This window comes from Rhodopseudomonas sp. (assembly GCF_048594845.1).
GTDB lineage: Bacteria > Pseudomonadota > Alphaproteobacteria > Rhizobiales > Xanthobacteraceae > Rhodopseudomonas.
Genome location: NZ_JBMDXE010000284.1, coordinates 1 through 23,921, shown reverse-complemented (window position 1 = coordinate 23,921; position 23,921 = coordinate 1). Strand labels below are relative to the sequence as shown.

20 protein-coding genes and 1 pseudogene are annotated in these 23,921 nt (G+C 65.9%); 7 read left to right on the top strand and 14 right to left on the bottom strand.

Annotation, left to right across the window (positions count from 1 at the left end):
• The 10 genes from ACOJTD_RS18505 to ACOJTD_RS18460 all read right to left on the bottom strand — a co-directional run.
• On the bottom strand, positions 1 to 810 hold an 810-nt coding region (locus ACOJTD_RS18505), incomplete at its 3' end, for a Gfo/Idh/MocA family oxidoreductase (protein ID WP_420134337.1).
• 1 nt (position 811) lies between these two features.
• On the bottom strand, positions 812 to 1,666 hold the full coding sequence (locus ACOJTD_RS18500; protein ID WP_420134336.1) for a class III extradiol dioxygenase subunit beta: 855 nt from the start codon (positions 1,664 to 1,666) through the stop codon (positions 812 to 814).
• A complete protein-coding gene (gene ligA, locus ACOJTD_RS18495) occupies positions 1,666 to 2,055 on the bottom strand; it encodes a protocatechuate 4,5-dioxygenase subunit alpha (RefSeq protein WP_420134335.1) in 390 nt (129 codons plus the stop codon). Before ligA ends, ACOJTD_RS18500 begins: the two co-directional genes overlap by 1 nt.
• Before the next feature lie 151 nt (positions 2,056 to 2,206).
• The gene (locus tag ACOJTD_RS18490; RefSeq protein ID WP_420134334.1) at positions 2,207 to 3,121 is read right to left on the bottom strand and encodes an amidohydrolase family protein; all 915 of its coding nucleotides are present in this window, start codon (positions 3,119 to 3,121) and stop codon (positions 2,207 to 2,209) included.
• Between the two features lie 286 nt (positions 3,122 to 3,407).
• Positions 3,408 to 4,337 (bottom strand): DUF1932 domain-containing protein, encoded by a 930-nt coding sequence (locus tag ACOJTD_RS18485; protein WP_420134333.1) that lies wholly within the window; start codon positions 4,335 to 4,337, stop codon positions 3,408 to 3,410.
• Positions 4,337 to 5,032 carry a 4-carboxy-4-hydroxy-2-oxoadipate aldolase/oxaloacetate decarboxylase gene (ligK, locus tag ACOJTD_RS18480; RefSeq protein WP_420134332.1) on the bottom strand — a complete coding sequence of 232 codons (696 nt, stop codon included), beginning with the start codon at positions 5,030 to 5,032 and terminating at the stop codon, positions 4,337 to 4,339. Before ligK ends, ACOJTD_RS18485 begins: the two co-directional genes overlap by 1 nt.
• Before the next feature lie 2 nt (positions 5,033 to 5,034).
• Entirely contained in the window at positions 5,035 to 6,063 is a 1,029-nt protein-coding gene (locus ACOJTD_RS18475) for an amidohydrolase family protein (RefSeq protein ID WP_420134331.1), read from the bottom strand.
• Positions 6,064 to 6,242: 179 nt separating this feature from the next.
• Positions 6,243 to 7,358 (bottom strand): 4-oxalomesaconate tautomerase, encoded by a 1,116-nt coding sequence (locus tag ACOJTD_RS18470; RefSeq protein ID WP_420134330.1) that lies wholly within the window; start codon positions 7,356 to 7,358, stop codon positions 6,243 to 6,245.
• A gap of 139 nt (positions 7,359 to 7,497) precedes the next feature.
• Entirely contained in the window at positions 7,498 to 8,400 is a 903-nt protein-coding gene (locus tag ACOJTD_RS18465; RefSeq protein WP_420134329.1) for a LysR substrate-binding domain-containing protein, read from the bottom strand.
• A gap of 25 nt (positions 8,401 to 8,425) precedes the next feature.
• Positions 8,426 to 9,412 carry a Bug family tripartite tricarboxylate transporter substrate binding protein gene (locus tag ACOJTD_RS18460; RefSeq protein ID WP_420134328.1) on the bottom strand — a complete coding sequence of 329 codons (987 nt, stop codon included), beginning with the start codon at positions 9,410 to 9,412 and terminating at the stop codon, positions 8,426 to 8,428.
• A 196-nt stretch (positions 9,413 to 9,608) separates the two neighbouring features.
• Here ACOJTD_RS18460 and ACOJTD_RS18455 point away from each other — a divergent pair, with 196 nt between their 5' ends.
• Complete coding sequence (locus ACOJTD_RS18455; protein WP_420134327.1) at positions 9,609 to 10,775, top strand: NADH:flavin oxidoreductase/NADH oxidase; 1,167 nt, start codon at positions 9,609 to 9,611, stop codon at positions 10,773 to 10,775.
• A 283-nt stretch (positions 10,776 to 11,058) separates the two neighbouring features.
• On the opposite strand, the gene ACOJTD_RS18450 is transcribed toward ACOJTD_RS18455, so the two are convergent.
• The 3 genes from ACOJTD_RS18450 to ACOJTD_RS18440 all read right to left on the bottom strand — a co-directional run bounded on the left by ACOJTD_RS18450 (position 11,059) and on the right by ACOJTD_RS18440 (position 15,545).
• Positions 11,059 to 11,433 (bottom strand): hypothetical protein, encoded by a 375-nt coding sequence (locus tag ACOJTD_RS18450; RefSeq protein ID WP_420134326.1) that lies wholly within the window; start codon positions 11,431 to 11,433, stop codon positions 11,059 to 11,061.
• Positions 11,434 to 11,609: 176 nt separating this feature from the next.
• Positions 11,610 to 13,577, bottom strand: coding sequence for a methyl-accepting chemotaxis protein (locus ACOJTD_RS18445; protein WP_420134325.1), 1,968 nt, complete (start codon positions 13,575 to 13,577; stop codon positions 11,610 to 11,612).
• Between the two features lie 309 nt (positions 13,578 to 13,886).
• Entirely contained in the window at positions 13,887 to 15,545 is a 1,659-nt protein-coding gene (locus ACOJTD_RS18440; protein ID WP_420134324.1) for an FAD-binding dehydrogenase, read from the bottom strand.
• Between the two features lie 260 nt (positions 15,546 to 15,805).
• Here ACOJTD_RS18440 and ACOJTD_RS18435 point away from each other — a divergent pair, with 260 nt between their 5' ends.
• Complete coding sequence (locus tag ACOJTD_RS18435; protein WP_420134323.1) at positions 15,806 to 16,264, top strand: hypothetical protein; 459 nt, start codon at positions 15,806 to 15,808, stop codon at positions 16,262 to 16,264.
• 180 nt (positions 16,265 to 16,444) lie between these two features.
• Positions 16,445 to 17,044: an SCO family protein gene (locus ACOJTD_RS18430; protein WP_420134322.1), complete on the top strand. Its 600-nt coding sequence runs from the start codon at positions 16,445 to 16,447 to the stop codon at positions 17,042 to 17,044.
• Here ACOJTD_RS18430 and ACOJTD_RS18425 read toward each other — a convergent pair.
• Positions 16,989 to 19,031 (bottom strand): glycosyltransferase, encoded by a 2,043-nt coding sequence (locus ACOJTD_RS18425; RefSeq protein WP_420134321.1) that lies wholly within the window; start codon positions 19,029 to 19,031, stop codon positions 16,989 to 16,991. The genes ACOJTD_RS18430 and ACOJTD_RS18425 overlap by 56 nt on opposite strands.
• 74 nt (positions 19,032 to 19,105) lie before the next feature.
• Here ACOJTD_RS18425 and ACOJTD_RS18420 point away from each other — a divergent pair, with 74 nt between their 5' ends.
• From ACOJTD_RS18420 to ACOJTD_RS18405, 4 genes and pseudogenes are all read left to right on the top strand, one after another.
• Positions 19,106 to 20,026 (top strand): transporter substrate-binding domain-containing protein, encoded by a 921-nt coding sequence (locus ACOJTD_RS18420; RefSeq protein WP_420134320.1) that lies wholly within the window; start codon positions 19,106 to 19,108, stop codon positions 20,024 to 20,026.
• A 52-nt stretch (positions 20,027 to 20,078) separates the two neighbouring features.
• Positions 20,079 to 21,716 carry a lysine--tRNA ligase gene (locus ACOJTD_RS18415; RefSeq protein WP_420134319.1) on the top strand — a complete coding sequence of 546 codons (1,638 nt, stop codon included), beginning with the start codon at positions 20,079 to 20,081 and terminating at the stop codon, positions 21,714 to 21,716.
• 494 nt (positions 21,717 to 22,210) lie between these two features.
• Complete coding sequence (locus tag ACOJTD_RS18410; protein WP_420134318.1) at positions 22,211 to 22,465, top strand: superinfection immunity protein; 255 nt, start codon at positions 22,211 to 22,213, stop codon at positions 22,463 to 22,465.
• A 466-nt stretch (positions 22,466 to 22,931) separates the two neighbouring features.
• A pseudogene (locus ACOJTD_RS18405) lies at positions 22,932 to 23,921 on the top strand (methyl-accepting chemotaxis protein); the annotation flags it as partial.

Sequence of the window (23,921 nt, the reverse complement as noted above, 5' to 3'; positions counted from 1 at the left end):
CTTGGAGACGTCGATCTTCTCTTCCTTGCCGTTCACCAGATCGTCGTAGCGGGCGATGTAGGTGCCGTTGTCGCAGATGTAGCGGAAGAAGGTGCCGAGCGGGCCGTCATTGTTGAACGACAGCGACAGCGTGCAGATCGCGCCGTTTTCGGCCTTGAGCTGGATCGACATGTCCATCGCGATGCCGAGCGACGGGTTGATCGGCCCCTGCACCGCATTGGCCTTCACGATCGGCGAGCCGGCCTGATAGGCGAACAGATCGACCGTGTGGGCGGCGTGGTGCCACAGCAGGTGATCGGTCCAGCTGCGCGGCTGGCCGAGTGCGTTCATGTTGGTGCGGCGGAAGAAGTAAGTCTGCACATCCATCTGCTGGATGTTGAGTTCGCCAGCCTTGATCTTGTTGTGCACGTACTGATGGCTCGGATTGAAGCGGCGGGTGTGGCCGCACATCGCGACCAGGCCGGTCTTCTTCTGCAGGTCGACGACCGCCTGCGCGTCCTTCAGCGAATCCGCCAGCGGGATCTCGACCTGGACATGCTTGCCGGCGTTGAGGCAGGCGATGCCCTGCTCGGCGTGCATCTGGGTCGGCGTGCACAGGATGACCGCGTCGACCTCCTTGATCGCCAGCGAGTCGGCGAGGTCGGTCGAGACGTGCTTGATGCCGTATTTGTCGGCGACTTCCTTGGTCTGGTCGAGCCGGCGCCCGACCAGCGAAATCACTTCGACGCCGTCGATGTTCTTGATGCCGTCGAGATGCTTGATGCCGAACGCACCCGCTCCCGCGAGGGCGACCTTGATCGTCTTTGCCATATCAGGCGTTCTCCAGAATGAGGTGGCCGACCGCGGTGTTGCTGGCCGGGACGTGATAGAAACGGTGAGCGACCTTGGGCTTCGGGCCGCCGGTGGCGTCGGCCATCGCGCCGCGCGCGATCAGCCACATCACCAGCTCGATGCCTTCCGACCCGGCCTCGCGGACGTAGTCGATATGCGGCTTCTTCGACAGCGCATCCGGGTCGTTGATGATCTGGTCGAGGAAGGCGTTGTCCCACTCGCGGTTGATCAGGCCGGCGCGCGGACCCTGCAACTGGTGGCTCATGCCGCCGGTGCCCCAGATCTGCACGTTGAGGTCTTCGTCGTAGGAGCGGATCGCCTTGCCGATCGCCTGGCCGAGCATGTAGCAGCGCCGGCCGGACGGAACCGGATACTGCACGACGTTGACGGCGAACGGGATCACCGGGCATGGCCAGGCCTGCGGCTCGCCGCACATCAGGCTGAGCGGCACGGTGAGGCCGTGATCGACATCCATCTTGTTGACGATGGTGAGGTCGAAATCGTCCTGGATCACCGACTGGGCGATATGCCCGGCGAGCCGCGGATGGCCGATTACCTTGGGCACCGGGCGCGGCCCCCAGCCTTCGTCGGCCGGCGTGTACTCCGCCGCGGTGCCGATCGCGAAGGTCGGGATCAGGTCGAGGCTGAACGCGGTGGCGTGATCGTTGAAGACCAGGAAGATGACGTCGGGCTTCTCGTTCTTCAGCCACTCCTTGGAGAACTCGTAACCCTTGAACACCGGCTTCCAATAGTCTTCGCCGGTCTTCTGCATGTCGATGGCGGCACCGATCGCCGGCACGTGCGAGGTGTAAACGCTGGCGGTGATACGGGCCATTACTTCTTCTCCCCGATATAGCGGTTACCTTCGGCGGAACGGCCGCCATTGATCATCATGTTGCGATACTCTTCCTCGGTCATGCCGGTCATCGAGCCCGCCATCTGCTGGAAGCTCTTGCCGTCGGTGGCGCCGATCTTGGCGAGGAAGTAGATGTTGCCGCCGAGCGCGATGCAGCGGTTAAGGTCGCGATCCAGCACCGCCTGCTTCTGTTCCTCGCTCATCGGCCATTCGTCGAGATAGGCTCGCTCGTCCTCCTTGAAGCGGGCGCGGTTCTCGGCCTTCATCAGCGACATGCAGAACTGGTTGAGATGATAGCCCTGGCGCGACATGTCGGCATCGAAGATCGTGGTGCCGGGCACGTCCTTGTAGGGTTTGTCGAGGGGCATCGCGGGGTCTCCTCTGGAATTTGGTTATGGTTCGTCATTGCGAGGAGCGAAGCGACGAAGCAATCCAACTCAGTGCTCTGGATTGCTTCGCGGAGCTTGTCATCGGGCCGGCCAAAGGACGGACCCGGTGGCTCGCAATGACGGCGGTGAATTACTTCTCCTCCGGCCAGTACAGCCGCATCGGGTTGTCGACCAGCAGTTTGCGCTGAAGTTCCGGCGTCGTCGCGATGTGGGGGATGAAGTCGACCAAGAGGCCGTCATCCGGCATGTGGTCCTTCAGGTTCGGGTGCGGCCAGTCGGTTCCCCACAGCACGCGATCCGGGAAGGTCTCGACGATGCGGCGGGCGAACGGGACGACATCGCGATACGCGTTCTGTTCGCCGTTCAGCGCCGGCGGACCGGACACCGAGAGTCGCTCGGGACAGCTCACCTTCGACCAGACATTGCCGTGCTCGCGCATGAATTTGACGAACAGCTCGAACTCGGGGCCGTCGACCGGCTTGGTGACGTCCGGCCGGCCCATGTGGTCGACCACCACGGTGGTCGGCAGCGAGGTGAAGAAGTCCCATAGCTCAGGCAGGTCGACCGCCTCGAAATAGATCACCACGTGCCAGCCGAACTGCTTGATCCGTTCGGCGATCTCGACCAGTTCGTCTTTCGGGGTGAAGTCGACCAGCCGCTTGACGAAGTTGAAGCGGACGCCGCGAACGCCGGCATCATGCATCGCCTGCAATTCGGCATCGGTGACACTGCGCTTCACGGTGGCGACGCCGCGCGCCTTGCCGCCTGAATTGATCAGCGCGTCGACCATCGCCCGGTTGTCGGCGCCGTGGCAGGTCGCCTGCACCACGACATTGCGGGCGAAGCCGAGATGGTCACGCAGCGCGTAGAGCTGCTGCTTCGACGCGTCGCACGGCGTGTATTTCCGCTCCGGCGCGAACGGAAACTCGTCCCCGGGGCCGAACACGTGGCAATGCGCATCGACGGCGCCGGCCGGCACTTTGAATTTCGGCTTCGAGGGGCCTTGGTACCAATCCAGCCAGCCTGGGGTCTTTTCGAATTTCATTTCGATACTCGTCTCAATAAGCGTTGGTTCGAGTCAGCGCTAAATCAAGTAAGCGCTGGTTAAGTCACTTGTGTTTCGCCTCGGCCTCTCGCTCCCCTCCCCCTTGCGGGGCGGGGTCGGGGGTGGGGGTCCCCAGGCACAGTGCCCGTGGCCCCCCACCCCGGCCTCCGCTTCGCTCGGCCGACCCTCCCCGCAAGGGGGAGGGGTGCCATCAGCGCCGCGGCCAATCAAACCGGCCGCTGAGCGGCTAATTAGTCCTGCCGCCAAGCCGCCGATCCCTGCGGCGTTACGCCTTCGTCTCGTCCTTCACCTTCGCCAGAATCCGATCGGCTTCAGTCCGCCAATCCGAACTCCGCGCAAAATCCTTGTCGCTGCGCTTTCCAAACAGCCCTTCATCCGCCAGATCCGCCACCCAAGCCTGCCGCTCCGCCGTACCCTGCGCCGACCACGGCGTCAGCCCCGCGTCGCGCACCGTCTCGGCGACTTCACGGACTTCTTCGGCGCGGCGGCGGCCGTGTTCGATCACGCGCTGGAAGAAGTAGGCGCCCTGCTTCTCCCAATCGATCTGCGGAAACGTCTCCTGCAGCGAAGCGATCACCGCGTCCTCGACGCCATAGGCGCGGGCGGTGGTGAAGCTCTCGATCACCATCGCCTCCAGCCCCTTGATCATGATGCTGCGGCACATCTTGGTGGCCGAGGCGACGCCGAGCTGATCGCTCGCCGGCTTGGCGGCGAAGCCGAGCGCACCCAACAGCGGGGCCAGCTCCGCGGCGTGCTGGCCGCCGAGCAGCAGCGGCACCTTGATCCGATAGGGCGGCACCGAGGTCATCACGGCGCCTTCGACATAGCGGCCCTGTTCGCCGTCGATCAGCGCCGCGGCGCGCTGCTTGGCGCCGGGGGAGGCCGAGTTGAAGTCGAGAAACCAGGTGCCTTGATTGAGCGCGGCCGCGCAGGCCTCGGCGACCGCGACGGTCTGGCTCGCCGTCACCGCCGAGATCAGGAAGTCGCTGCGTGCCGCCAGATTGGCGTGCGACGAGGTCAGCGTCACGCCGTGGCGGCTGGCGTGCTCGCGCAGCGGCCCGCCGCGATCGTCGCTCAACTTGACGTCATAGGCCGCGACCTTGACGCCCTGGGCGCGCAGATCCTCGGCGAGAATCTTGCCGACCTCGCCATAGCCGACGATCCCGACCAGCCACTGTTTCGGATCGCTGCTCATCAATCGATGTACTTCAGGCCGGCTTTCTCCAGCGGCTCGCGCATCTTGTACATGTCGAGGCCGAGCACGCCCGACGCCAGCTTGGCGCGCTTGTCGGCCTCGTTGGCCTCGCGCGCTTCGGCGGCGTCGGCCGCCATCTGCGCCACCGCGGCCGGCACGATCACCACGCCGTCGTCGTCGGCGATCACTACGTCGCCGGGCGTCACATGCGCGCCGGCGGCCACCACCGGGATGTTGACCGAGCCGAGCGTCGCCTTGACGGTGCCCTTGGCGTGGATTGCCTTCGACCACACCGGAAATTTCATTTGCGTGAGATCGCGAACGTCGCGGACGCCGGCGTCGATGATCAGGCCGAGCGCGCCGCGGGCGTGGAAGCTGGTCGCCAGCAGATCGCCGAAGAAGCCGTCGGTCGAATCCGCCGTGCAGGCCGCCACGACGACGTCACCGGGCTGCAGTTGTTCGGCGACGACATGCATCATCCAGTTGTCGCCCGGCTGCAGCAGCACAGTGACGGCGGTGCCGCAGATATGCGCGCCGGGATAGATCGGCCGCATATAGGGATGCATCAGGCCGACGCGGCCCATCGCCTCGTGCACGGTGGCGACGCCGAAGCGCGACAGCTTGTCGACCGCCGCCTTGTCGGCGCGGGTGATGTTGCGCTTGACGATGCCGAGATCGTTCATCCGCACGGTCATGATTACTTGCCCTTCGCTTTCAGCGCCGCATCGAGCCGCGGATAGACGCGGCGGGCGTTGCCTTCGTAGATCTGCTGCTTCTCGTCCGGCGTCAGAATCTTGGACGCCTCGATGTAGCGCTTGGTGTCGTCGTAATAGAACCCGGTCTGCGGATCGATGCCGCGCACTGCGCCGATCATCTCCGAGGCGAACAGCACGTTGTCGACCGGGATCACGGTGTTCAAGAGGTCGATGCCCGGCTGGTGATACACGCAGGTGTCGAAGAAGATGTTGTTGAGGACGTGGTCCTCGAGCAGCGGCTTCTTCATCTCCTGCGCCAGACCGCGGAAGCGGCCCCAGTGATAGGGCACCGCGCCGCCGCCGTGCGGGATGATGAACTTCAGCTCGGGAAAGTCCTTGAACAGATCGCCGGAGACGCACTGCATGAAGGCGGTGGTGTCGGCGTTGAGATAATGCGCGCCGGTGGTGTGGAAGCAGGCGTTGCAGCTGGTCGAGACGTGGATCATCGCCGGAATCTGCAGCTCGACCATCTTCTCGTAGATCGGGTACCACTGACGGTCGGTCAGCGGCGGCGAAGTCCAGTGCCCGCCCGACGGATCGGGATTGAGGTTGATGGCGACGAAGCCGTAGTCCTTGACGCACTTCTCCAGCTCGGGGATGCAGGTCTTGGGGTCGACGCCGGGCGACTGCGGCAGCATCGCGGCGCCGATGAAATTATCGGGGAACAGCTGCGCGACGCGGGCGCACAGCTCGTTGCAGATCGCCGCCCAGGTCGAGCTGACATTGAAGTCGCCGATATGGTGCGCCATGAACGAGGCGCGCGGCGAGAACACCGTGAGGTCGCTGCCGCGTTCCTGCATCTTCTTGAGCTGGTTGTCGATGATCGAGGCGCGCAGCTCGTCGTCCGAAATCTTCAGCTCGGACACTTTCGGCATCACGGACGGATCCTTGATGCCGGCGATCTGCCGGTTGCGCCAATCCTCCAGCGCCTTCGGCGCGGTGGTGTAGTGGCCGTGAATGTCGATGATCATCGGGTGTCCCTGGACGTTATCGTATTCTGGTTTCCGTCATTGCCGGGCTTGACCCGGCAATCCATCCTCTTGCGAAGAAGATGGATGCCCGGGTCGAGCCCGGGCATGACGCCTGTTGTTGTTGCTGCGCTTGCGACCCAAGCGAGCGTCGTTGTTACTTTCTCTGTCTCTTCGTCATCTCAGCCCGTCCGCCGAAGCGGGGCGTCGGCTTGCTTGCCGCGCCACACCGAGCCCGGCACCATGGCTTCGCCGCGCATGATCAAGCGCGCGGTGCGCAGCAGGGCGGCGCGGGTGACGTTTTGCGGATTGGCCGGATCGACTTCGAGTTCGACCGAGAACTCGCCGGTCGGATGCTCGACCGAGATCTGCTTGACGTTGCCGTCCGGCACGACGGCAATGCCCTCGGTGACGCTGCCCTTCAGCACGCAGGCGGTCGCCACCGTGACGGCGGCGAGTACACCGATGGCGTCGTGGCAGACATGCGGGATGAAGCTGCGGGTCGAGATGCTGCCGCCGGCGCGCGGCGCCGCGATCAGCGTCATCTTCGGATAATTCTTCTTGGTGACGTCGCCGAGCTGCATCGCATGGCCGCAGGCGATGCGCAGCGTCTCCAGACGCGCCTTCAGCTCGGTGTCGGCATTGAGCTCTTCGACGCTCTCATAGCCGGTGCGGCCGACGGCTTCGGCCCTGAACATCACCAACGGCATGCCGTTGTCGATGCAGGTGACCTCGACGCCGTCGATGTCGTCGCGGACATTGCCGGTGGGCTGCAGCGAAGGCGCGACCGAACCTGCGGTGTCGAGGAAGTTGATCTTGATCGGCGCCGAGGTGCCGGGCGCGCCGTCGATCCGGGCATCGCCGTCGTAGGAGACATGGCCGCCCGGCGTCTGCACCGTGATGTCGCACTGCATGTCGGTATTGAGCGTCAGCACGCGCAGCGTCGTGGTGTCGCCCTGCGGCTTGATCATGCCGGTCTCGAGCGCGAACGGCACCACGGCGGCCAGCATGTTGCCGCAGTTCGGCGTGGTATCGACGGTGTCTTTATCCGGCTGCAGCTGCGCAAACAGGAAGTCGAGATCGACGCCGGGCTTGGAGCCCTTCGACACGATACCGACCTTGCTGGTGAGCGGATGTGCGCCGCCGAGGCCGTCGATCTGGCGGCGGTCGGGCGAGCCCATTACGGCGAGCAACACCTTGTCGCGCGTCGCGATGTCCTGCGGCAGATCGGCCGCATTGAAGAACGGGCCACGCGAAGTGCCGCCGCGCATGAACAGGCAGGGGATCGCGGTTTGCATCCGTTTCCTTCCCGGAATTTGTTCATTGTATTTTGGCCCCGGCGGGCCGGAGGCGCCACCGTGCCGTATCTATAACAGCTATCGGCTTAAGGCATGGCGACAGCATGACGCCATGCCTTTCCGGCAGATGAGCGATGCGTTAGCCCGGCAGGCCGCGCGCCAGCTCGGTCAGCAATCCCATCGTGTACTGCGCCAGCGGCGTTGGCCGCTTGGTGGCGGACACCGCCAAGCATAGCGCGCTGGTCGCTTCCGGCGAGACCAGCCGCCGCATGCTCAGCTCGGCGCCGCGCGGCGAGGCGGCGACGCCGCTCGCGGTCAGCACCGCGTGGCCGTAGCCGGCGCACACCAGTTCGATGATCGACGGCACGCTCGACACTTCCCAGGCAATGTCGAGCTTGACGCCGGCGAGCGCCGCCTGGGTCTCGAGCAACCGGCGCATCGCGTGGACGCGTTCGGGCACGATCAGCGGATAGTTCGCCAGCTCCTTGAACGGCAGCGGCGGCGCCGGCCGGCCGCGCTGCGCCGGCGGCACGTAGCTGACCAGGCCGAGCGGCTCCTGCAGCAGCGGCGTGATCTCGATGCCGGATTGCGCATCCGGATTATACACCAGCCCGACATCGGCGCGGCCGGTGGTGACCCACTCGACGATGTGGCTCGACAGCCCCTCGACGATCGCCAGTCGCGCATCGGGCAGTTCGCGCTTGAAGCGATCGATCAGGGGGAGGGTGAGTTGCCGGCCGATCGACGGCGGCAGCCCGATGGTGACGCGGCCGACGGGTGCGCCGCGGCTGGCGCCGAGGTCCTCGCGGGCATGCGCCACCATCTGCATGATGCCGACGCTGTGGTCGAACAGCCGTCGCCCCGCTTCGGTCAATGCGACGCCGCGGCCGTTGCGCAGAAACAGCTGCTGATTGAGCTCGGTCTCCAGCCCGCGGACCTGCCGGCTCAGCGCCGGCTGCGCGATGTCCAGCATCATCGCCGCCTTGCTGAACGAGCCGAGCTCGGCGACCCGCATGAAATATTCGAGCTGCTTCAGATTCATCGGAGTGCCTCGGCCGCTTCGGCCGTCACTGTTTCTCGATCCCGGAGGCGTCGATCACGGCTTTCCATTTGTCGATGTCGGATTTCAGCCGCGCCGCGAGTTGATCCGGCGTCGAGGCGCGCGCGTCGATGCCGAGGTCGAGCAGCTGCTTCTTCAGCGCGGGATCGGCGAGGATCTCCTGCAGCGCGCCGTTCAGTGTACTGATCACCGCCGGCGGCGTAGCGGCCGGCGCGAACAGTGCGTTCCAGGATTCGATGCTGACTTCCAGCCCGTTTTCACGGAGCGTCGGGATGTCCGGGGTGATCTTCGAGCGCAGTGGGCCGGAGGCGGCCAGCGCGCGGATCTTCTTGTCGACGAGGTTGCCCTTCAGAGCGGAATAGCTGTCGATTGCCATGTCGACATTGCCCTGCAGCAGCGACACCAGCACCTCGGGCGTGCCCCGGTGCGGAATGGTGACGAAGTCGATGCCGGCCGCCGTCCTGAACATCCCGGCCGCGAGGTTCTGCGTGCTGCCGAGATTGATGGTGCCGACATTGTAGCGGCCGGGGTTCTGCTTGGCCGCCTTGATGAAGTCTTCCATCGTCTTGAACGGCGCGTCGGCGCGGACCGCGAACAGGAAGTCGAACACGCCGAGGCTGGAGACGGGGGTGAAATCCTTGACCGGATCGAACGGCAGCTTCTTGAACAGCGACACGCTGATTGCCGTGCCGTTGGACAGCAGCGCCAGTGTGGTGCCGTCGGGCTGCGACGAGATCACGGTGCGGGCCGCCGCGATGCCGCCGGCGCCGGGCTGGTTCTCGATGTAGAAGCGACTGCCGAGCTTGGCCCCGAGCTTGTCGGCGACCAGCCGCGCGGTGACATCGGCGACGCCGCCGGCCGCAAACGGCACCACGATTCGCACCGGCCGCGACGGGTAAAGGCCCTGTGCCGCGACGCGGGACGCCGGCAGAAACGGGAGGGTGGCCGTCAGGGCGGCGAGGCGGAGCGTGCGGCGTCGGGAGATCAGGGGCATCTGCCAACGATAGTCCAAAGCGGGCTGATTTCACAATGACTGCAAGCAATTGACCGAGGTCGGCAAACGCATGGCGCGGCGCAGCAGCGCGCCGCGAGCGGACGGCCGCAGCGACCGCCGATTGACGCTGCGCGCCCCGCGGTGCAGATCGGGCTGCCCATAAATTCGTCAGATCTCAGAGCTGTGGAGTTGTCCGATGTCGCAGCCGCCGCTGTTTCGCCCCTTCACCCTGCGCGGTGTCACCGCCAAGAACCGCATCCTGATCTCGCCGATGTGCCAGTATTCGGCGGTCGACGGCATCGCCAGCGACTGGCACCTCGTGCACCTCGGCAAATTCGCCCAGGGGGGCGCCGGCATCGTGATGATGGAGGCGACCGCGGTGACGGCCAATGGCCGCATCACCCACGGCGACCTCGGGCTGTGGCACGACGGCCAGATCAAGCCGCTGGAGCGGATCGCGTCGTTCCTTCGGGACAACGGCGCGGTGCCGGCGATCCAGCTGGCGCATGCCGGCCGCAAGGCCAGCATGCAGCGGCCGTGGTACGGCAACGCCGCGCTGACCGCGGAGGATGTGGCGCGGGGTGACCAGCCATGGCCGATCGTCGCGGCAAGTCCGATCCCGATGGAGGACGGCTGGCTGACGCCGCAGGAATTGTCCGAGGATGAACTCGAGCAGTTGCTCGACGCCTGGCGTGCCGCGACGCTGCGCGCGGTCGAGGCCGGCTTCGAGATGCTCGAAGTGCACTGCGCCCACGGCTATCTGCTGCACTCGTTCCTGTCCCCGCTGTCCAACAAGCGGACGGACCAGTATGGCGGCGACCGCGCCGGCCGCATGCGGTTTCCGCTGCAGGTGATCGAAACGGTGCGGGCGGCCTGGCCGGAGACGTTGCCGCTGTCGGTGCGGGTGTCGTCGGTCGACGGCGTCGAGGGCGGCATCGAGCTCGCCGACTCCGTGGTGTTCGCCCGCGAGGCCAAGGCGCGCGGCGCCGATATCATCGATTGCTCGTCGGGCGGGCTGCTCGGCTCCGCGACCGCGGCACGGATCCCGCGCGGCTATGGCTTCCAGGTGCCGTTCGCCGAGACCATCCGCAAGGAAGCCGGCGTGCCGACCATCGCGGTCGGGCTGATCCTGCATCCCGACCAGGCCGAGGAGGTCGTCGAGCAGGGCCAAGCCGATCTGGTCGGCATCGGCCGCGAAGCGCTGTTCGACCCGAACTGGCCGCTGCACGCGCAACTCGAACTCACCGAGGCCGACGAGCAGGTGTTCGCCGATTGGCCGAAGCAATACGGCTGGTGGCTGGAACGCCGCGAACCTGGCCTGCGCAAGCTCGACGGGCCGAAGCTGCCGTTCCGGCGGGGGTAACGTCAACCCGTAGCCCGGATGGAGCGAAGCGCAATCCGGGTGCTTGCCGCACAAGGGTGCTTGTTAGCCGAAGCTCAGTCCCGGATTTCGCTTCGCTCCATGCGGGCTACGCGTCTGGTGTTAGTCCCGTCATGCCCGGGCGTGTCCCGGGCATCCACGCCTTCACAGCCGATCAGCGCCAAAGACGTGGATGGCCGGGACAAGCCCGGCCATGACGGCTGCATTTGTGGGGCATCGCGTAGGATGGGTTTCGCTGGCGCTTAACTCATCCCGCGATTAGCGCTTACCAGCCGCAGCTGCCGCAGCGCGGGCGGACTGGGGCGTAATAGCTGTAGCCTGGCGACACCATCTCGACGCGTTCGCGGGTGGCGTATTGCGGCGGGACGCGCTCGTATTCGACGCCGCCGGGCGACACCATCACGGTCTTCGGCACCATCACGGTGCGATACTCCGGCGGGGTGCGGTGCGCGACGACGCGGCCCGGCGCCACCATCACGGTTTCCTGCACCGACTGATACTGCGGCGGCACATATTGCTGCTGATAGCAGGTCTGGCACGGCGGCGGCGCGTAGCAGCCGTAACAGGCGGAAGCGGCGGTCGGCGCCGCCACGACGGCGGCTGCGGCGGAAACGATCAAAGCAATAGCGGTGCGTGACATGTCTGGCGTCCCTGTGGGCGTGAATAATTCGGACGCGATCATTGGGTTCGCTGCTCCGTCGCGTCAACGACGGAGCAAAATCAACCTTTACGGAGATCATTAACGGCAGCTTGCGCCGTTTCGTGTCGGCTGCGCCGCGGCGTTCGTGAGTTGTTAGTGATCGACCGCCGGCGCCATCAGCCGGCGCGCACCGTGCGCAGGAAGCGCGCGACTTCGTCCTTCAGCCGGGTGCTGTCGTGCGACAGCGAATGCGCCGCCGTCAGCACCTGCGCCGAAGCCGAGCCGGTTTCGCCGGCGCCGCGCTGCACCTCGACGATATTGACCGAGACCTGATGCGCGCCTTCTGCGGCGTGGTGGACGTTGCGGGAGATTTCCTGCGTCGCCGCGCCCTGTTCCTCGACCGCCGACGCGATGGTGGCAGCGATTTCCGACATCCGCGAGATCGTGGTGCCGATGCCGCGGATCGCCGTCACAGACTGGTCCGTAGCGCTCTGGATGCTGCCGACCTGCTGGCTGATCTGCTCGGTCGCCTTGGCGGTCTGCTCGGCCAGCGCCTTCACTTCAGACGCCACCACCGCGAAGCCGCGCCCGGCGTCGCCGGCGCGCGCCGCCTCGATGGTCGCGTTCAGCGCCCGCAGATTGGTCTGTCCGGCGAGGGTGTTGATCAGCTCGACGACGTCGCCGATCCGTGCCGCGGCCTCGGACAGGTGGCCGACGCGCTCGTTGGTTTCCTGCGCCTGCGACACCGCCTCGGCGGCGATCCGCGCCGACTCCTGCACCTGGCGGCTGATCTCGTTGACCGAGGAACTCATCTCCTCGGCCGCTGAGGCGACCGACTGCACGTTGGTCGAGGCCTCTTCCGAGGCGGACGCGACCAGCACGGTGAACTGCTGTGCGTGCTGCGCCGTGGAGGACAACGTCGTTGCCGAAGCCTCGAGTTCGGTCGAGGCCGACGACACCGTCTCGACGATCTCGCCGACCGCGCCTTCGAACTGATCGGCGAGCTGGTGCATGTCGCGCCGGCGCTGCTCGGCGGCGAGCCGGTCCTGTTCGGCCTTGGCTTCGGCCTCGGCGTGGGCCTTCTCCTGCGCCAGCACCTTGAACGACTCCACCGCCTGCGCCATGTCGCCGATTTCGTCGGTGCGATCGAGGCCGGGCAGCACCACGTCGAAATTGCCGGCGCCGAGCTGCTTGAGCCCGCCGGTCAGTCCCTTCAGCGGCCGCGCTACCGAGCGGCCGATCAGCAGGCCGAGCGCGCTGACCGCGAGGATGATCAACACGATCGCGATCTGCATCCGCTGCGTCGTCGCCTCGCGCGCCGCGGCGGCTGTCGCCTGCGCCCGTTCGGCGGCCTGGCGGATGGTCGCGCCGACGCCGACGATCACCGGCTCGACGGCACGGAAGCTTTTCACCATCGCGGCTTCTGCCTCGGTGATGAGGCGGGCGCCGTCGACCCAGGCGGCGAAGTCGCGTTGATACGCGGCAAGTTTGCGCGTCAGTTCGGCCTTGGTGGCGGCGGGCAGATCCGAGGCGGCGAGGTCGGTGGAGAACTGCGCGGCCCGCTTCTTGATATCCTCGACGTATTTGGCGTTGCGCCGAAGCATGAAGTCCTTCTCGTGCCGGCGCATCATCAGCAATGCGATGCTCAGCTTCGGCTCGTCGACGTTGCCGAGCGCGGTCTCGATGTCGTGGACCGATTTGCGCAGATCGCCTTCCAACCCGAGATTCTCGGTCAGCCCGAGCCGGGTCTGGGCGGCGGCGAGCTGGCCGAAATACTCGTCGTATTCCTGATAGCCGGCCTGGATCGTCCGGAGGTGGCCGGCGAGCTCCTGCTGCCCGGCGGCCTCGGTCTGCCGGATCATTTCCGTCATCAGGGCTTTGATCGACTGGCCGATCTCCCGATACTGCGTGACGTACTTCTCCTCCTTGCGGATCATGAAGTTCTTCTCGGCGCGCCGCTGCTCCAGCATCGCGATCTGCATCCGGGTATTGTTGTCGCCCAGCGCGCGGGCGCGTTCGTCCTGGATCAGCGCGGCCTGCTCGGTGGCGTTTCCGATCATGTACAGCGCGCCCAGCGCGAGGACGCCGAGGATGCCGACGGCGGCGATGGAGTTGATCTTGTGACTGAGGCGAAGGCGGAGCATGGAGATTCCTGCGCTAACGGTCTTTCGAATATGGCCGGCACTCCGCCCGCGCCGCGCGGGCGTTCGTCTCCGGGCGTGATCCGGCGGACGGTGGATCGACGAACTGGTCTCGTCCCGAACAATGCCGGCTGCTGCCGACAGGCAGATCACCGGACGATGAAGTATTCGCGAGTGATGCCGGATTTGTACTAAGCTTGAATTAAATCGCGCGCGCGGCCGCGACGTCCTGGTAATCGTCCCAAGACGCGTAGCGTCGCGAGCCATTCGCAGTAGTCGCCTACTAACTGCTTCATTCTTCGATGAGTGGTGTCAGGCAACCGCCTTTGCGGCCGCGCGTCCGGCGTTGCGCCCCGAGAACAGGCAGCCGCCGAGAAATGTACCTTCCAGCGAGCGATAGCCGTGCATGCCGCCGCCGCCGAAGCCGGCGGCTTCGCCGGCCGCGTAGAGGCCGGGCATGATGGCGCCGCCGGTGCCGAAGACGCGGCCGTCGAGGTCGGTTTCGAAGCCGCCCAGCGTCTTGCGGGTCAGGATGTTGAGCCGCACTGCGATCAGCGGGCCGTACGCCGGATCGAGAATCTTGTGCGGCTTGGCCGTCCGGATCAGCTTGTCGCCGATGTAGCGGCGCGCGTTGTGGATGTTCATCACCTGCGCGTCCTTGACGAACGGATTGGCGATCTCGCGGTCGCGGGCCTCGATCTGGGCCTGCAGTTCACCGAGCTTCAGCAGATTGTCGCCGCTGAGCTGGTTCATCGCGGCGACCAGGTCGGCGAGATTGTCGCGCACCACGAAGTCGGCGCCCTTGGCCTTGAAGGCTTCGACCGGGGCCGGCGCGCCCTTGTTGGTGGCGCGGCGCGCGGTCATCAGCCAGCTCTTGCCGGTGAGGTCCGGGTTCTGCTCCGAGCCCGACAGCGCGAACTCCTTCTTGATGATCGCCTGGGTCAGCACGAACCAGGAGTAATCGTATCCGGTCGCCATGATGGCGTGGAGCTGGCCGAGCGTGTCGGAGCCGGGGAACAGCGGCGCTGGCAGCCGCTTGCCGGTGGCATCGAACCACATCGACGACGGCCCCGGCAGAATGCGGATGCCGTGGCGCGGCCAGATCGGCGCGAAGTTCTGCAGGCCCTCGACATAGTGCCACATCCGGTCGCGGTTGATCAGCCGCGCGCCGGCGGCTTCGGTGATGCCGAGCATGCGGCCGTCGACATGCTCGGGCACGCCGGAGATCATCCGCCGCGGCGGCGTGCCCAGACGCTGCGGCCAATTCTGCCGCACCAGCTCATGATTGCCGCCGATGCCGCCCGAGGCGACGATCACTGCCTGTGCCTTCAGGCTGAAGTCGCCGACCACGGTGCGCGAGCTGCTGGCGCCGCGTTCGACCTGTGTGGGCTCCAGCACGGCGCCGCTGACACCTTCGACCACGCCGTTCGTCACCGTCAGCGCATCGACGCGGTGGCGGAACCGGAAGGTCAGGCGACCTGCGGCCTGCGCGGCGTAAGCGCGGCGCACGAACGGTTCGATCAGTCCCGGCCCGGTGCCCCAGGTGACGTGAAAGCGCGGCACCGAATTGCCGTGGCTCATCGCGTCGTAGCCGCCGCGTTCGGCCCAGCCGACGACCGGAAAGATCCGGTGTCCCATCGCGCGCAGCCAGTCGCGCTTCTCGCCGGCCGCGAAGGCGAGGTACGCTTCAGCCCAGCGCCGCGGCCACAGGTCCTCGTCGCGATCGAAGCCGGCGGCGCCGAGCCAGTCCTGCAGCGCCAGCTCGTAGCTGTCGCGGATGCCGAGCCTGCGCTGCTCCGGCGAATCGACCAGGAACAATCCGCCGAACGACCAGAACGCCTGGCCGCCGCAATTCTGTTCGCCTTCCTGATCGAGCACGATGACCTTGCGGCCGGCGTCGGCGATCTCGGTCGCGGCGACCAGACCGGCAAGGCCGGCACCGATCACGATGACATCGGCATCTGTTGGCATGTGCGTCCCCCCTGGAACCGATTGAAGCGTGCGCGATGCGCAACGGTCAACGGCTTTCGCCGCCGCGCATGTTTCAGTTTGGGACCTCGCCGCGGAACGGGTGCAGCCCGCCTGCAACACTCGATTTGAATTTAAGTGGAGCCGTGGTTGCGATCTGGACAAACACCCGATCCGAAATCACGCTGACGATGTCTTGAATCAGCACGCTGCATCACCTGGCTGATCGACGGACATTGGAAGCGAACTAACTGGGGCGGGCGATGAGAGTGCTGACGGGGTTGATTGCGGCTGTGCTCCTGATCGCGGGCATGGGGTCGAGCCACGCAGTGGTACGGATCGCCGACGATCGCGGCGGCCGGATCGGAACCTACGTCGACAAGTACCAGAGCCTGCGCACCTCGGGGGAGACCGTGGTGATCGACGGGCTGTGCGCATCGGCCTGCACCATCGTGCTCGGCGCCGTACCGCACGACAAGATTTGCGTCACCTCGCGCGCCAATCTCGGCTTCCACGCCGCCTGGGACATGGGCCAGAACGGCCGGGCGATCACCAATCCCGAAGCCACCCACATGCTGTACACGATGTATCCGGCGGAGATCCGGCGCTGGATCTCCAAGCGTGGCGGGTTGACGCGTCAGATGATCTTCCTGCGCGGCAAGCAGCTGATGTCGATGTATCGGCCTTGCTACATGGACGCGCAGGCCTCGGCCTCGCGCTGAAGCCAGCCGCTGTGCATGCGGATGATGCGGCGCTCCGCATGACGTGATCCGCCGCGGCGGTGTGGCGCTTGCCCGCCGCAGCGTCGCGCTCTATGGGTGCGGCACTCGCGGCCGCGCGCCGCGTGCCCTGCCGGGCGCGGACTCGCTTCGTCGACCGGTGTTCGACGCGAGGACCCTGCCATGGCCGCTGCAAGCCGATCCACCCGCCCGCTCGTCATCATCGCGGCGTTCGCCGGCAGCCTGGTGGTCGGCCTCGTCGTGGTGCTGTGGCTGCTCGGCGGCCTCACCAAGGTGGCGGCGCCGGCGTCGATCGGCGGACCGTTCCAGCTCACCGACCAGAACGGCCAGACCGTCACCGAGCAGAGCCTGAAGGGCAAGCCGACGCTGATCTTCTTCGGCTTCACGCATTGTCCGGACGTGTGCCCGACCTCGCTGTTCGAAATCTCCCAGGTGCTGCAGGCGATGGGCAAGGATGCCGACCGCATCAACGCCTATTTCATCTCGGTCGATCCGGAACGCGATACGCCGGTCGCCATGAAGGATTATCTGTCGAGCTTCGATCCGCATCTGAAGGGCTTGACCGGCACCCGCGAGGCCACCGACAAGATCGAGAAGTCGTACCGGGTCTATGCCAAGAAGGTCGAGACCAAGGACGGCGACTACACCATGGATCACACCGCGCTGATCTACCTGATGGACAAGAACGGCAACTTCGTCGCGCCGTTCAACCTGAAGCGGAAGCCCGACGAGGCTGCGGCCGATCTGAAGCGGTATCTGTAGGGCGGACAGGCTTCGGCCCGGCGGACCAGGAGGCCCGCGCGGCGATGCCGTGCTCGGTCTTCTGCCAGTGGTCCGGCTTCACCACCAGTTCGGCGAGCGCCCGCCAGGCCGCGAGCGACAGGCCGATCCAGTACAGCGGCATCGCCAGCAGCCATACGGCTTCGCGCAATCGTCCGATTCGTCTCAGCCCGATCGCCGCGACGATCGCGCTGCCGAGATAACCGGCCGCGATGGTCAGGCCGTAAAACCACCCGGAGGGTTCGCTGCCGAAGCTCGCACCGCTGCGCGCCAGCGTCCATCCGGCCAGGACGAGGTGCAGCAGCAGCAGCGGATGCATCAGTGCCGACACCACACCGCCGCCGACATAGAGGTTGAGCGTCAGCAGCCCGCGCCAGCCGGCGTCGCGCCAGAACTCGACGGGTCGCCGCATATGCACCCACCAGGTCTGCATCCAGCCCTTCATCCAGCGCGTGCGCTGTCCCCACCACGCGGCAAAGCCGATCGGCGCCTCCTCGCAGGTGCGCGAGGGAAAGCTGATCGAGCGATAGCCGAACCGCGCCAGCCGGAAGCCGAGGTCGGCATCCTCGGTCACGTTGTGCGCATCCCAGCCGCCGACCGCGCGCAGCACCGTGGTGGGGAAGTGGTTCGACGAGCCGCCGAGCGGCAGCGGCAGGCCGAGGCGGGAGAGGCCGGGTAGCACAGCTTCGAACTGGCCGGCATATTCGGCGAGGAACAATCGTGACAACCAGCTGTGCGTCGTGTTGTCGACCTGCAGGCTCGCCTGTACGCAGCCGATCTGCGGGCCGCCCGCGACGAATGCTTCCAGCGCCGCACGAAGCTGGTCGGGTGCGGGGCGGTCTTCGGCGTCGAACACCGTCACCATGCTGCCGCGCACGAACGGCAGCGCGTAGTTCAGCGCCTTCGGCTTGGTTTGCGGAGCGTCTGCCGGCGCGACCAGCACGCGCAGTTGCGGCCCACGCCGCATCCGGGCGATCGCGGCACGGGTCGGCAGGTCGTCGGGCTCCACCACCAGGATGATGTCGAGCTTTTCGCGCGGGTAGTCGAGCGCCTCGATCGCCTCGACCAGCGCCGCCACCGATGAGGCCTCCCGATACAGCGCCGCGATGGCGGTGTAGATCGGTAGCTCGGCGTCCGGCCAACGTCGCGAAGCTGGCGGAGCGGGGAGTGGCTGCGCCGTTGCGAGCAGCCGCAGTCCGATGAAGACGAGAAACAGCAGCGCCGGCACGATGCCCCAGGCGATGTCGGCCATCAGCAGCAGCGCCAGGATCAGCAGCGCTGCTCCGGCGGCGCGCTTGGCCGCGGAGCGCCAGCGCGGCTCGCCCGCCGCCGGCGCTGCCGACAGCGAAGCGTCGAGATGCGCCAGCCCGGCACAGGCATGCCGAGCGAGACCGGGACTGCTGCGCTCAAGCAACTCCTGCAGGGCGCTCTCGGTGGCGAGACGAAAGCGGTCGCCGAGCGAAGGATCGCGCTGCAGCGTTTCGCACAATGTCCGCGCCCCGACCCGCCGCGGCGCGACCGCCGAGACCAGCTCGCCATCCTGCCACAGCGGCAGCACGCCAGCGGTGGCGGCGAAGCGCATCTGCTCGTCGCTCAGGGCGATGTCGCATCGCTCCAGCCCGGCGAAGTCCTGGCACGTGATTCCGAGATGATGCGCCAGACGGTCCAGATAGGTGGCTTCGTCGATCACGCTCCAGCGGATCAGCACCTGGTCGGCACCGATGCCGAGTTGCTGCGCGCGCCGCTCCGCCGATTGCAGCACGGCCGGCGCCAGCAGGCCGCGCAGGCAATCCAGTTCGATCGCGGAGGATGGCTCAGGCTCGGGCGGCTGATCGGTGGCCGGCGCAGCGGGGTCGCCATCCGAGTCGTGCAAGACTAGCGGGCGCTCGCTGCCGTCCGCCGAACGGCGGGCCTCGCCGCCGGCAAAGGCTGGAGCATCGCTGGGCTGGGCGAGGTCGACGACCACCATGACGCACTCTTACGCAAACGGCACTCGCGTCTCGCGCCGGATGGTCTATAAGACCGCCGGTGCGGACCCTCGTTATGCAACCATGGATTGAATTGGTCATCAACGGCCGATTGGCCGGCGTACGCGGCTGCCTGCTCGCGGCGGCGGTGCTCTGTGCCGCGCTGGTGCCGGTCTATGGTGCGCGGGCGGCCGAGCCCGATCCGGAAGCCAAGGCGGTGGCGGCCGTCACCGCCCATGCGGTGCCGGGCTTCTGGGATCCGCGGCGGCGGCCGGAGCGGCCCGACCTGTCGCGCCTCACCGTGATCCGCTTTCTCACCGAGACCGACTACCCGCCGTTCAACTACACCGGACCGGACGGCAATCCCGCGGGCTTCAATGTCGATCTGGCGCGGGCGCTGTGCGAGGAGATCAAGGTCACCTGCACGGTGCAGATGCGCCGGTTCGAAACGCTGCTCGATGCGCTCGCCAGCAACCGCGGCGACGCCATCATCGCGTCGCTGGCGGTGACACCGCAGACCCGCGCCAAGGTCGACTTCACCGATCCGTATTATCGCGCGCCCGGCCGCTTCGTGGCCCGCAAGGACGCGGTGCTGCCTGAGATCCGTCCAGAATATCTCGAGGGCAAGAAGGTCGGCGCCGTCGCCGGCTCGGCGCACGAAGCCTATCTCAAGGCGATGTTCACCGACGCCGAGCTGCATTCCTATCCGAACGACGAGGCGCTGCGCGGCGCGCTGAAGCGCGGCGAAGTCGACTTCATCTTCGGCGACGCAATCTCGCTGGCGTTCTGGATCAACGGCACCGATTCCGACAATTGCTGCGCCTTCAGCGGCGGCCCGTTCACCGAAAGCCGCTATTTCGGCGAGGGCGTCGGCATCGCGGTGCGCAAGGGCAACGATTTGCTGCGCCAGTCGCTGAACTGGGCGCTGTTTCGCCTCTGGGAAAAGGGGCGCTATACCGACCTGTGGCTGCGCTATTTCTCTGTTAGCCCGTTCTGAGCCGAAACACCGTTCGATCTGAAGACCCGCCTGCCGGCGGTTGGAGACGTTGATGACCACGACCGATTTGCCCAGCGCGTCCGATCTGCGCACGCTCGCCGAACAATCCAACGCCTGGCCGTTCGAGCAGGCGCGCGCGCTGGTGAACCGGCTGAAGAAGCAGCCCAAGGACGAGGTATTGTTCGAGACCGGCTACGGCCCCTCGGGCCTGCCGCACATCGGCACGTTCGGCGAAGTCGCCCGCACCTCGATGGTGCGCCACGCGTTTCGCGTACTGACCGACGACAAGATCAAGACCAAGCTGCTCGCCTTTTCGGACGACATGGACGGCCTGCGCAAGGTGCCGGACAACGTGCCGAACAAGGAGCTGCTCGAGCAGAATCTCGGCAGGTCGTTGACCAGCGTGCCGGATCCGTTCGGCACCCACGATTCGTTCGGCGCGCACAACAATGCGCGGCTGCGCGCCTTCCTCGACACCTTCGGCTTCGACTACGAATTCGCCTCGGCGACCGACTACTACAAGGGTGGCCGGTTCGACGCGACGCTGCTCAAGGTGCTGGAGCGGCTCGACAAGGTGATGGCGATCATGCTGCCGAGCCTGCGCGAGGAGCGTGCCGCCAGTTACTCGCCGTTCCTCCCGATCTGTCCGCGCACCGGTGTGGTGCTGCAGGTGCCGATCGTGGAGCACGACGTCAAGGCCGGCACGGTGTCGTACGACGATCCCGAGACCAAGGAGCGTGTCACCGTTCCGGTCACCGGCGGGCACTGCAAGCTGCAATGGAAGCCGGACTGGGCGATGCGCTGGACCGCGCTCGGCGTCGATTACGAAATGGCCGGCAAGGACCTGATCGACTCGGTGAAGCTGTCCGGCAAGATCTGCCAGGCGATCGGCGGCACGCCGCCGGAAGGCTTCAACTACGAGCTGTTCCTCGACGACAAGGGCCAGAAGATCTCCAAGTCGAAGGGCAACGGCCTGACCATCGACGAGTGGCTGCGCTACGCCTCGCCGGAATCGCTGTCGCTGTTCATGTATCGCGAGCCGAAGGCGGCGAAGCGGCTGTATTTCGACGTCATCCCGCGCAACGTCGACGATTATCAGCAATTCCTCGACGGCTTCACCCGGCAGGACCTCAAGCAGCAGCTCGCCAATCCGGTCTGGCACATTCACGCCGGCCGGCCGCCGAAGGCCGACATGCCGGTGACGTTCCAGCTGCTCTTGACGCTGGTGTCGTCGTCGAATGCCGAGAATGCCGAGACACTGTGGGGCTTCATCGGCCGCTACCGGCCGGGCGTGACGCCGCAGTCGCATCCGAAGCTCGACGCCATGGTCGGCTACGCGATCAACTACTATCGCGACTTCGTGGCGCCGACCAAAGTCTTCCGCGAGCCGACCGAGCAGGAGCGCGCCGCGCTGCAGGATCTGCGCGATGCGCTGTCGCAGCTTCCGGCGGACGCGACCGCCGAGGCCATCCAGGACGTCGTCTATGAGATCGGCCGCCGCGAGCCGTTCCTCGACCACAAGAAGGCCGCCAAGGACGGCAAGCCGGGCGTGTCGCTCGACTGGTTCAACATGCTGTACCAGGTGCTGCTCGGCCAGGAGAAGGGTCCGCGCTTCGGCTCCTTCGTGGCGGTCTATGGTCTCGGCAACGCCGTGACGATGATCGACGGCGCGCTGGCGCGGAGCGCGTAGCACCGGCGTCCATCCGTAGCGTGGGTTGAGCATAGCGAACCCACGTCTGCCGGCGCGATGCACGGAATGGGGCCTGTACTATTCCAAACAATCGTAGGCTCGTCATTGCGAGCGAAGCGAAGCAATCCAGCCGCGTGCATAGTCTTGGATTGCTTCGCGGATCCTGTCATCGGGCAGCGCTTAGCGCCGACCCCGTTGGCTCGCAATGACGTGGAGAGGCGGATCATCATCGAATATGGAATTCGTCGGCTCAGTTATTCCCGATAGATATCGCAAACGGCCTGCTGATACCTGTTAGTAAGCGATCGCTGCCGTTCCGCGCGCAATTGCCGCAGCTCTGCTTGTCGCGTGATTTGATTCAAAACAAAGTTTGTTCCGCTGCGTCTTTCGCAGGCTGTCGGCAATGATATCCCTCGTGCGTGATCCGTGCGGCCGCTTGCGGCCCAAGAGGGAAGGATGGTGCCGATCTGACCCCATCTGCGGAGAACCCAAACATGCTCACCTTCAGTGAACTGCCATACGACGCCAACCTGCCGGCGATCGTATGGGCGCTCTACCTCGTGTCCGCCGTTCTGTATTGCAGTCCGATGCTGATCGGATTTGCCCGGAACGTGGAATACAAATGGCCGCTGTATTTCGGCAATCTGCTACTCGGCTGGACCGGAATCGGCTGGGCCTATGCGTTGTACTACGCGCTGTTCGCTGATCTCGAACATGCACCGCGCCGGCCGCTCGCGCTGGCTGCCTGATCGATCGCCGGCACGCGCCGCAAGTGAGCGTGCCGGCGATGCGGATGCGGCCGCGCATCGCTTCGATCAGCAGATGATGGTCCGACCTTAGCCCCCTTATTAAATGCGCTCGTGCTCCGGTTGCCGGATTGGCTCGCCTGCGCGAAATCGGATGACGAATGGCCTGCGACCACGCGCGGGCGCAATCGCTTTCGTCAGAGGCGTCGTCTTGGCAATTTGTCGGGACGGCCTGCGGTGCGGCTCTTTCCTTCATTTCAAAACGATTAGTTCGTCGAGCGCAGCGTCGTCCCGCTGGTCGCTGAGCGGCGACTTTCGCAATTGACACATTCCGCGGACGTGCGGTGACATTCTACCTTTACACTTCATTTAATGAAAACCGGTAACTACTGGTTGACGACAATGACAGATTTGCAACCATTAATAGCGATGCCGGAAAGGCGCCCGCATGAGGATGTTCTCGCTTCGATTGAGCCATAAGATTGTTTTGATCGGCGCCATCGGCCTTTCCAGCCTCGCAGTGTTCGGCGGCATCTATCTGGTGGGCAGCCACTCGCAGGATCGCTCCCACGTTTTCGCCGAAGGCGTCCGCAGCATTTTCGATCTCAATGCCAAGCTGGCGCGGGACCTGCTGGATGTCCGCCGCTCGGAGAAGGACTTCCTGCTGCGACGGGATGAAGCGTCGTCGAAGCGCCATGAGGCGACCGGGCAGATGATCGAACGCGACATCGATCGGCTCGCAGCGGAGACCCGGACGCAGGGCTTCGACAAGCTGACCGGACAGGTCGCGAGCCTGCGCAGCGGCTTTGCCGAGTATCTGAAGAATTTCGACGCCACGGTGCAGACCGAAGTCAGGCTCGGACTGAACGAGAAGCTCGGCCTCAACGGCGCGCTGCGCGCCGCGGTGCACGACATCGAGGCCAAGCTGAAGGAGGTCGACGATCCGACGTTGACCAGCGGCATGCTGATGATGCGGCGGCACGAGAAGGATTTCATGCTGCGCCGCGACCGCAGCTATGTGGACGCCTTCCAGAAGGCCGCCGCCAGCTTCGGCCAGACGGTCGCCAATGCGAATCTCGCACCGGCTTTGAAAGCGCAGATCCAGGACAAGCTGCAGGCCTACCGCACGCAGTTCCTCGCCTGGGCCGACGCCTCGCAGCAGTCGGCGCAGAGCGCGGCGGCGATGTCCAAGGCGTATGCGGATATCGAGCCGGTGATCGAGCGGATCGAGACCGACGTGCGCCAGCGCGCTACCTCGGCGCAGGCCGAGCAGGAGGAGACGATCAGCACGGTGCGGCGCTGGATGCTGATCACTCTGGCGCTGGCGGTGCTGATCGTGTCGACGCTGTCGCTGACCATCGCGCGGTCGATCACCAAGGCGATCGCCGGCATGGTGCGGGCGATGGTGCAGCTCGCCCGCTCCGATCTCAGCGTGGTGATCCCCGGCGTCGGGCGGCGC

What these genes read in the sequence shown, in the direction of transcription:
- ACOJTD_RS18410 (WP_420134318.1), top strand. Translation starts at nt 22,211, where the DNA reads ATGCTCACCTTCAGTGAACTGCCATACGACGCCAACCTGCCGGCGATC.
- ACOJTD_RS18440 (WP_420134324.1), bottom strand. Translation starts at nt 15,545, where the DNA reads ATGCCAACAGATGCCGATGTCATCGTGATCGGTGCCGGCCTTGCCGGT.
- ACOJTD_RS18455 (WP_420134327.1), top strand. Translation starts at nt 9,609, where the DNA reads ATGTCGCAGCCGCCGCTGTTTCGCCCCTTCACCCTGCGCGGTGTCACC.
- ACOJTD_RS18435 (WP_420134323.1), top strand. Translation starts at nt 15,806, where the DNA reads ATGAGAGTGCTGACGGGGTTGATTGCGGCTGTGCTCCTGATCGCGGGC.
- ACOJTD_RS18475 (WP_420134331.1), bottom strand. Translation starts at nt 6,063, where the DNA reads ATGATCATCGACATTCACGGCCACTACACCACCGCGCCGAAGGCGCTG.
- ACOJTD_RS18445 (WP_420134325.1), bottom strand. Translation starts at nt 13,577, where the DNA reads ATGCTCCGCCTTCGCCTCAGTCACAAGATCAACTCCATCGCCGCCGTC.
- ACOJTD_RS18450 (WP_420134326.1), bottom strand. Translation starts at nt 11,433, where the DNA reads ATGTCACGCACCGCTATTGCTTTGATCGTTTCCGCCGCAGCCGCCGTC.
- ACOJTD_RS18485 (WP_420134333.1), bottom strand. Translation starts at nt 4,337, where the DNA reads ATGAGCAGCGATCCGAAACAGTGGCTGGTCGGGATCGTCGGCTATGGC.
- ACOJTD_RS18460 (WP_420134328.1), bottom strand. Translation starts at nt 9,412, where the DNA reads ATGCCCCTGATCTCCCGACGCCGCACGCTCCGCCTCGCCGCCCTGACG.
- ligK (WP_420134332.1), bottom strand. Translation starts at nt 5,032, where the DNA reads ATGACCGTGCGGATGAACGATCTCGGCATCGTCAAGCGCAACATCACC.
- ACOJTD_RS18415 (WP_420134319.1), top strand. Translation starts at nt 20,079, where the DNA reads ATGACCACGACCGATTTGCCCAGCGCGTCCGATCTGCGCACGCTCGCC.
- ACOJTD_RS18470 (WP_420134330.1), bottom strand. Translation starts at nt 7,358, where the DNA reads ATGCAAACCGCGATCCCCTGCCTGTTCATGCGCGGCGGCACTTCGCGT.
- ACOJTD_RS18465 (WP_420134329.1), bottom strand. Translation starts at nt 8,400, where the DNA reads ATGAATCTGAAGCAGCTCGAATATTTCATGCGGGTCGCCGAGCTCGGC.
- ACOJTD_RS18420 (WP_420134320.1), top strand. Translation starts at nt 19,106, where the DNA reads ATGCAACCATGGATTGAATTGGTCATCAACGGCCGATTGGCCGGCGTA.
- ACOJTD_RS18430 (WP_420134322.1), top strand. Translation starts at nt 16,445, where the DNA reads ATGGCCGCTGCAAGCCGATCCACCCGCCCGCTCGTCATCATCGCGGCG.
- ACOJTD_RS18500 (WP_420134336.1), bottom strand. Translation starts at nt 1,666, where the DNA reads ATGGCCCGTATCACCGCCAGCGTTTACACCTCGCACGTGCCGGCGATC.
- ACOJTD_RS18425 (WP_420134321.1), bottom strand. Translation starts at nt 19,031, where the DNA reads ATGGTGGTCGTCGACCTCGCCCAGCCCAGCGATGCTCCAGCCTTTGCC.
- ligA (WP_420134335.1), bottom strand. Translation starts at nt 2,055, where the DNA reads ATGCCCCTCGACAAACCCTACAAGGACGTGCCCGGCACCACGATCTTC.
- ACOJTD_RS18490 (WP_420134334.1), bottom strand. Translation starts at nt 3,121, where the DNA reads ATGAAATTCGAAAAGACCCCAGGCTGGCTGGATTGGTACCAAGGCCCC.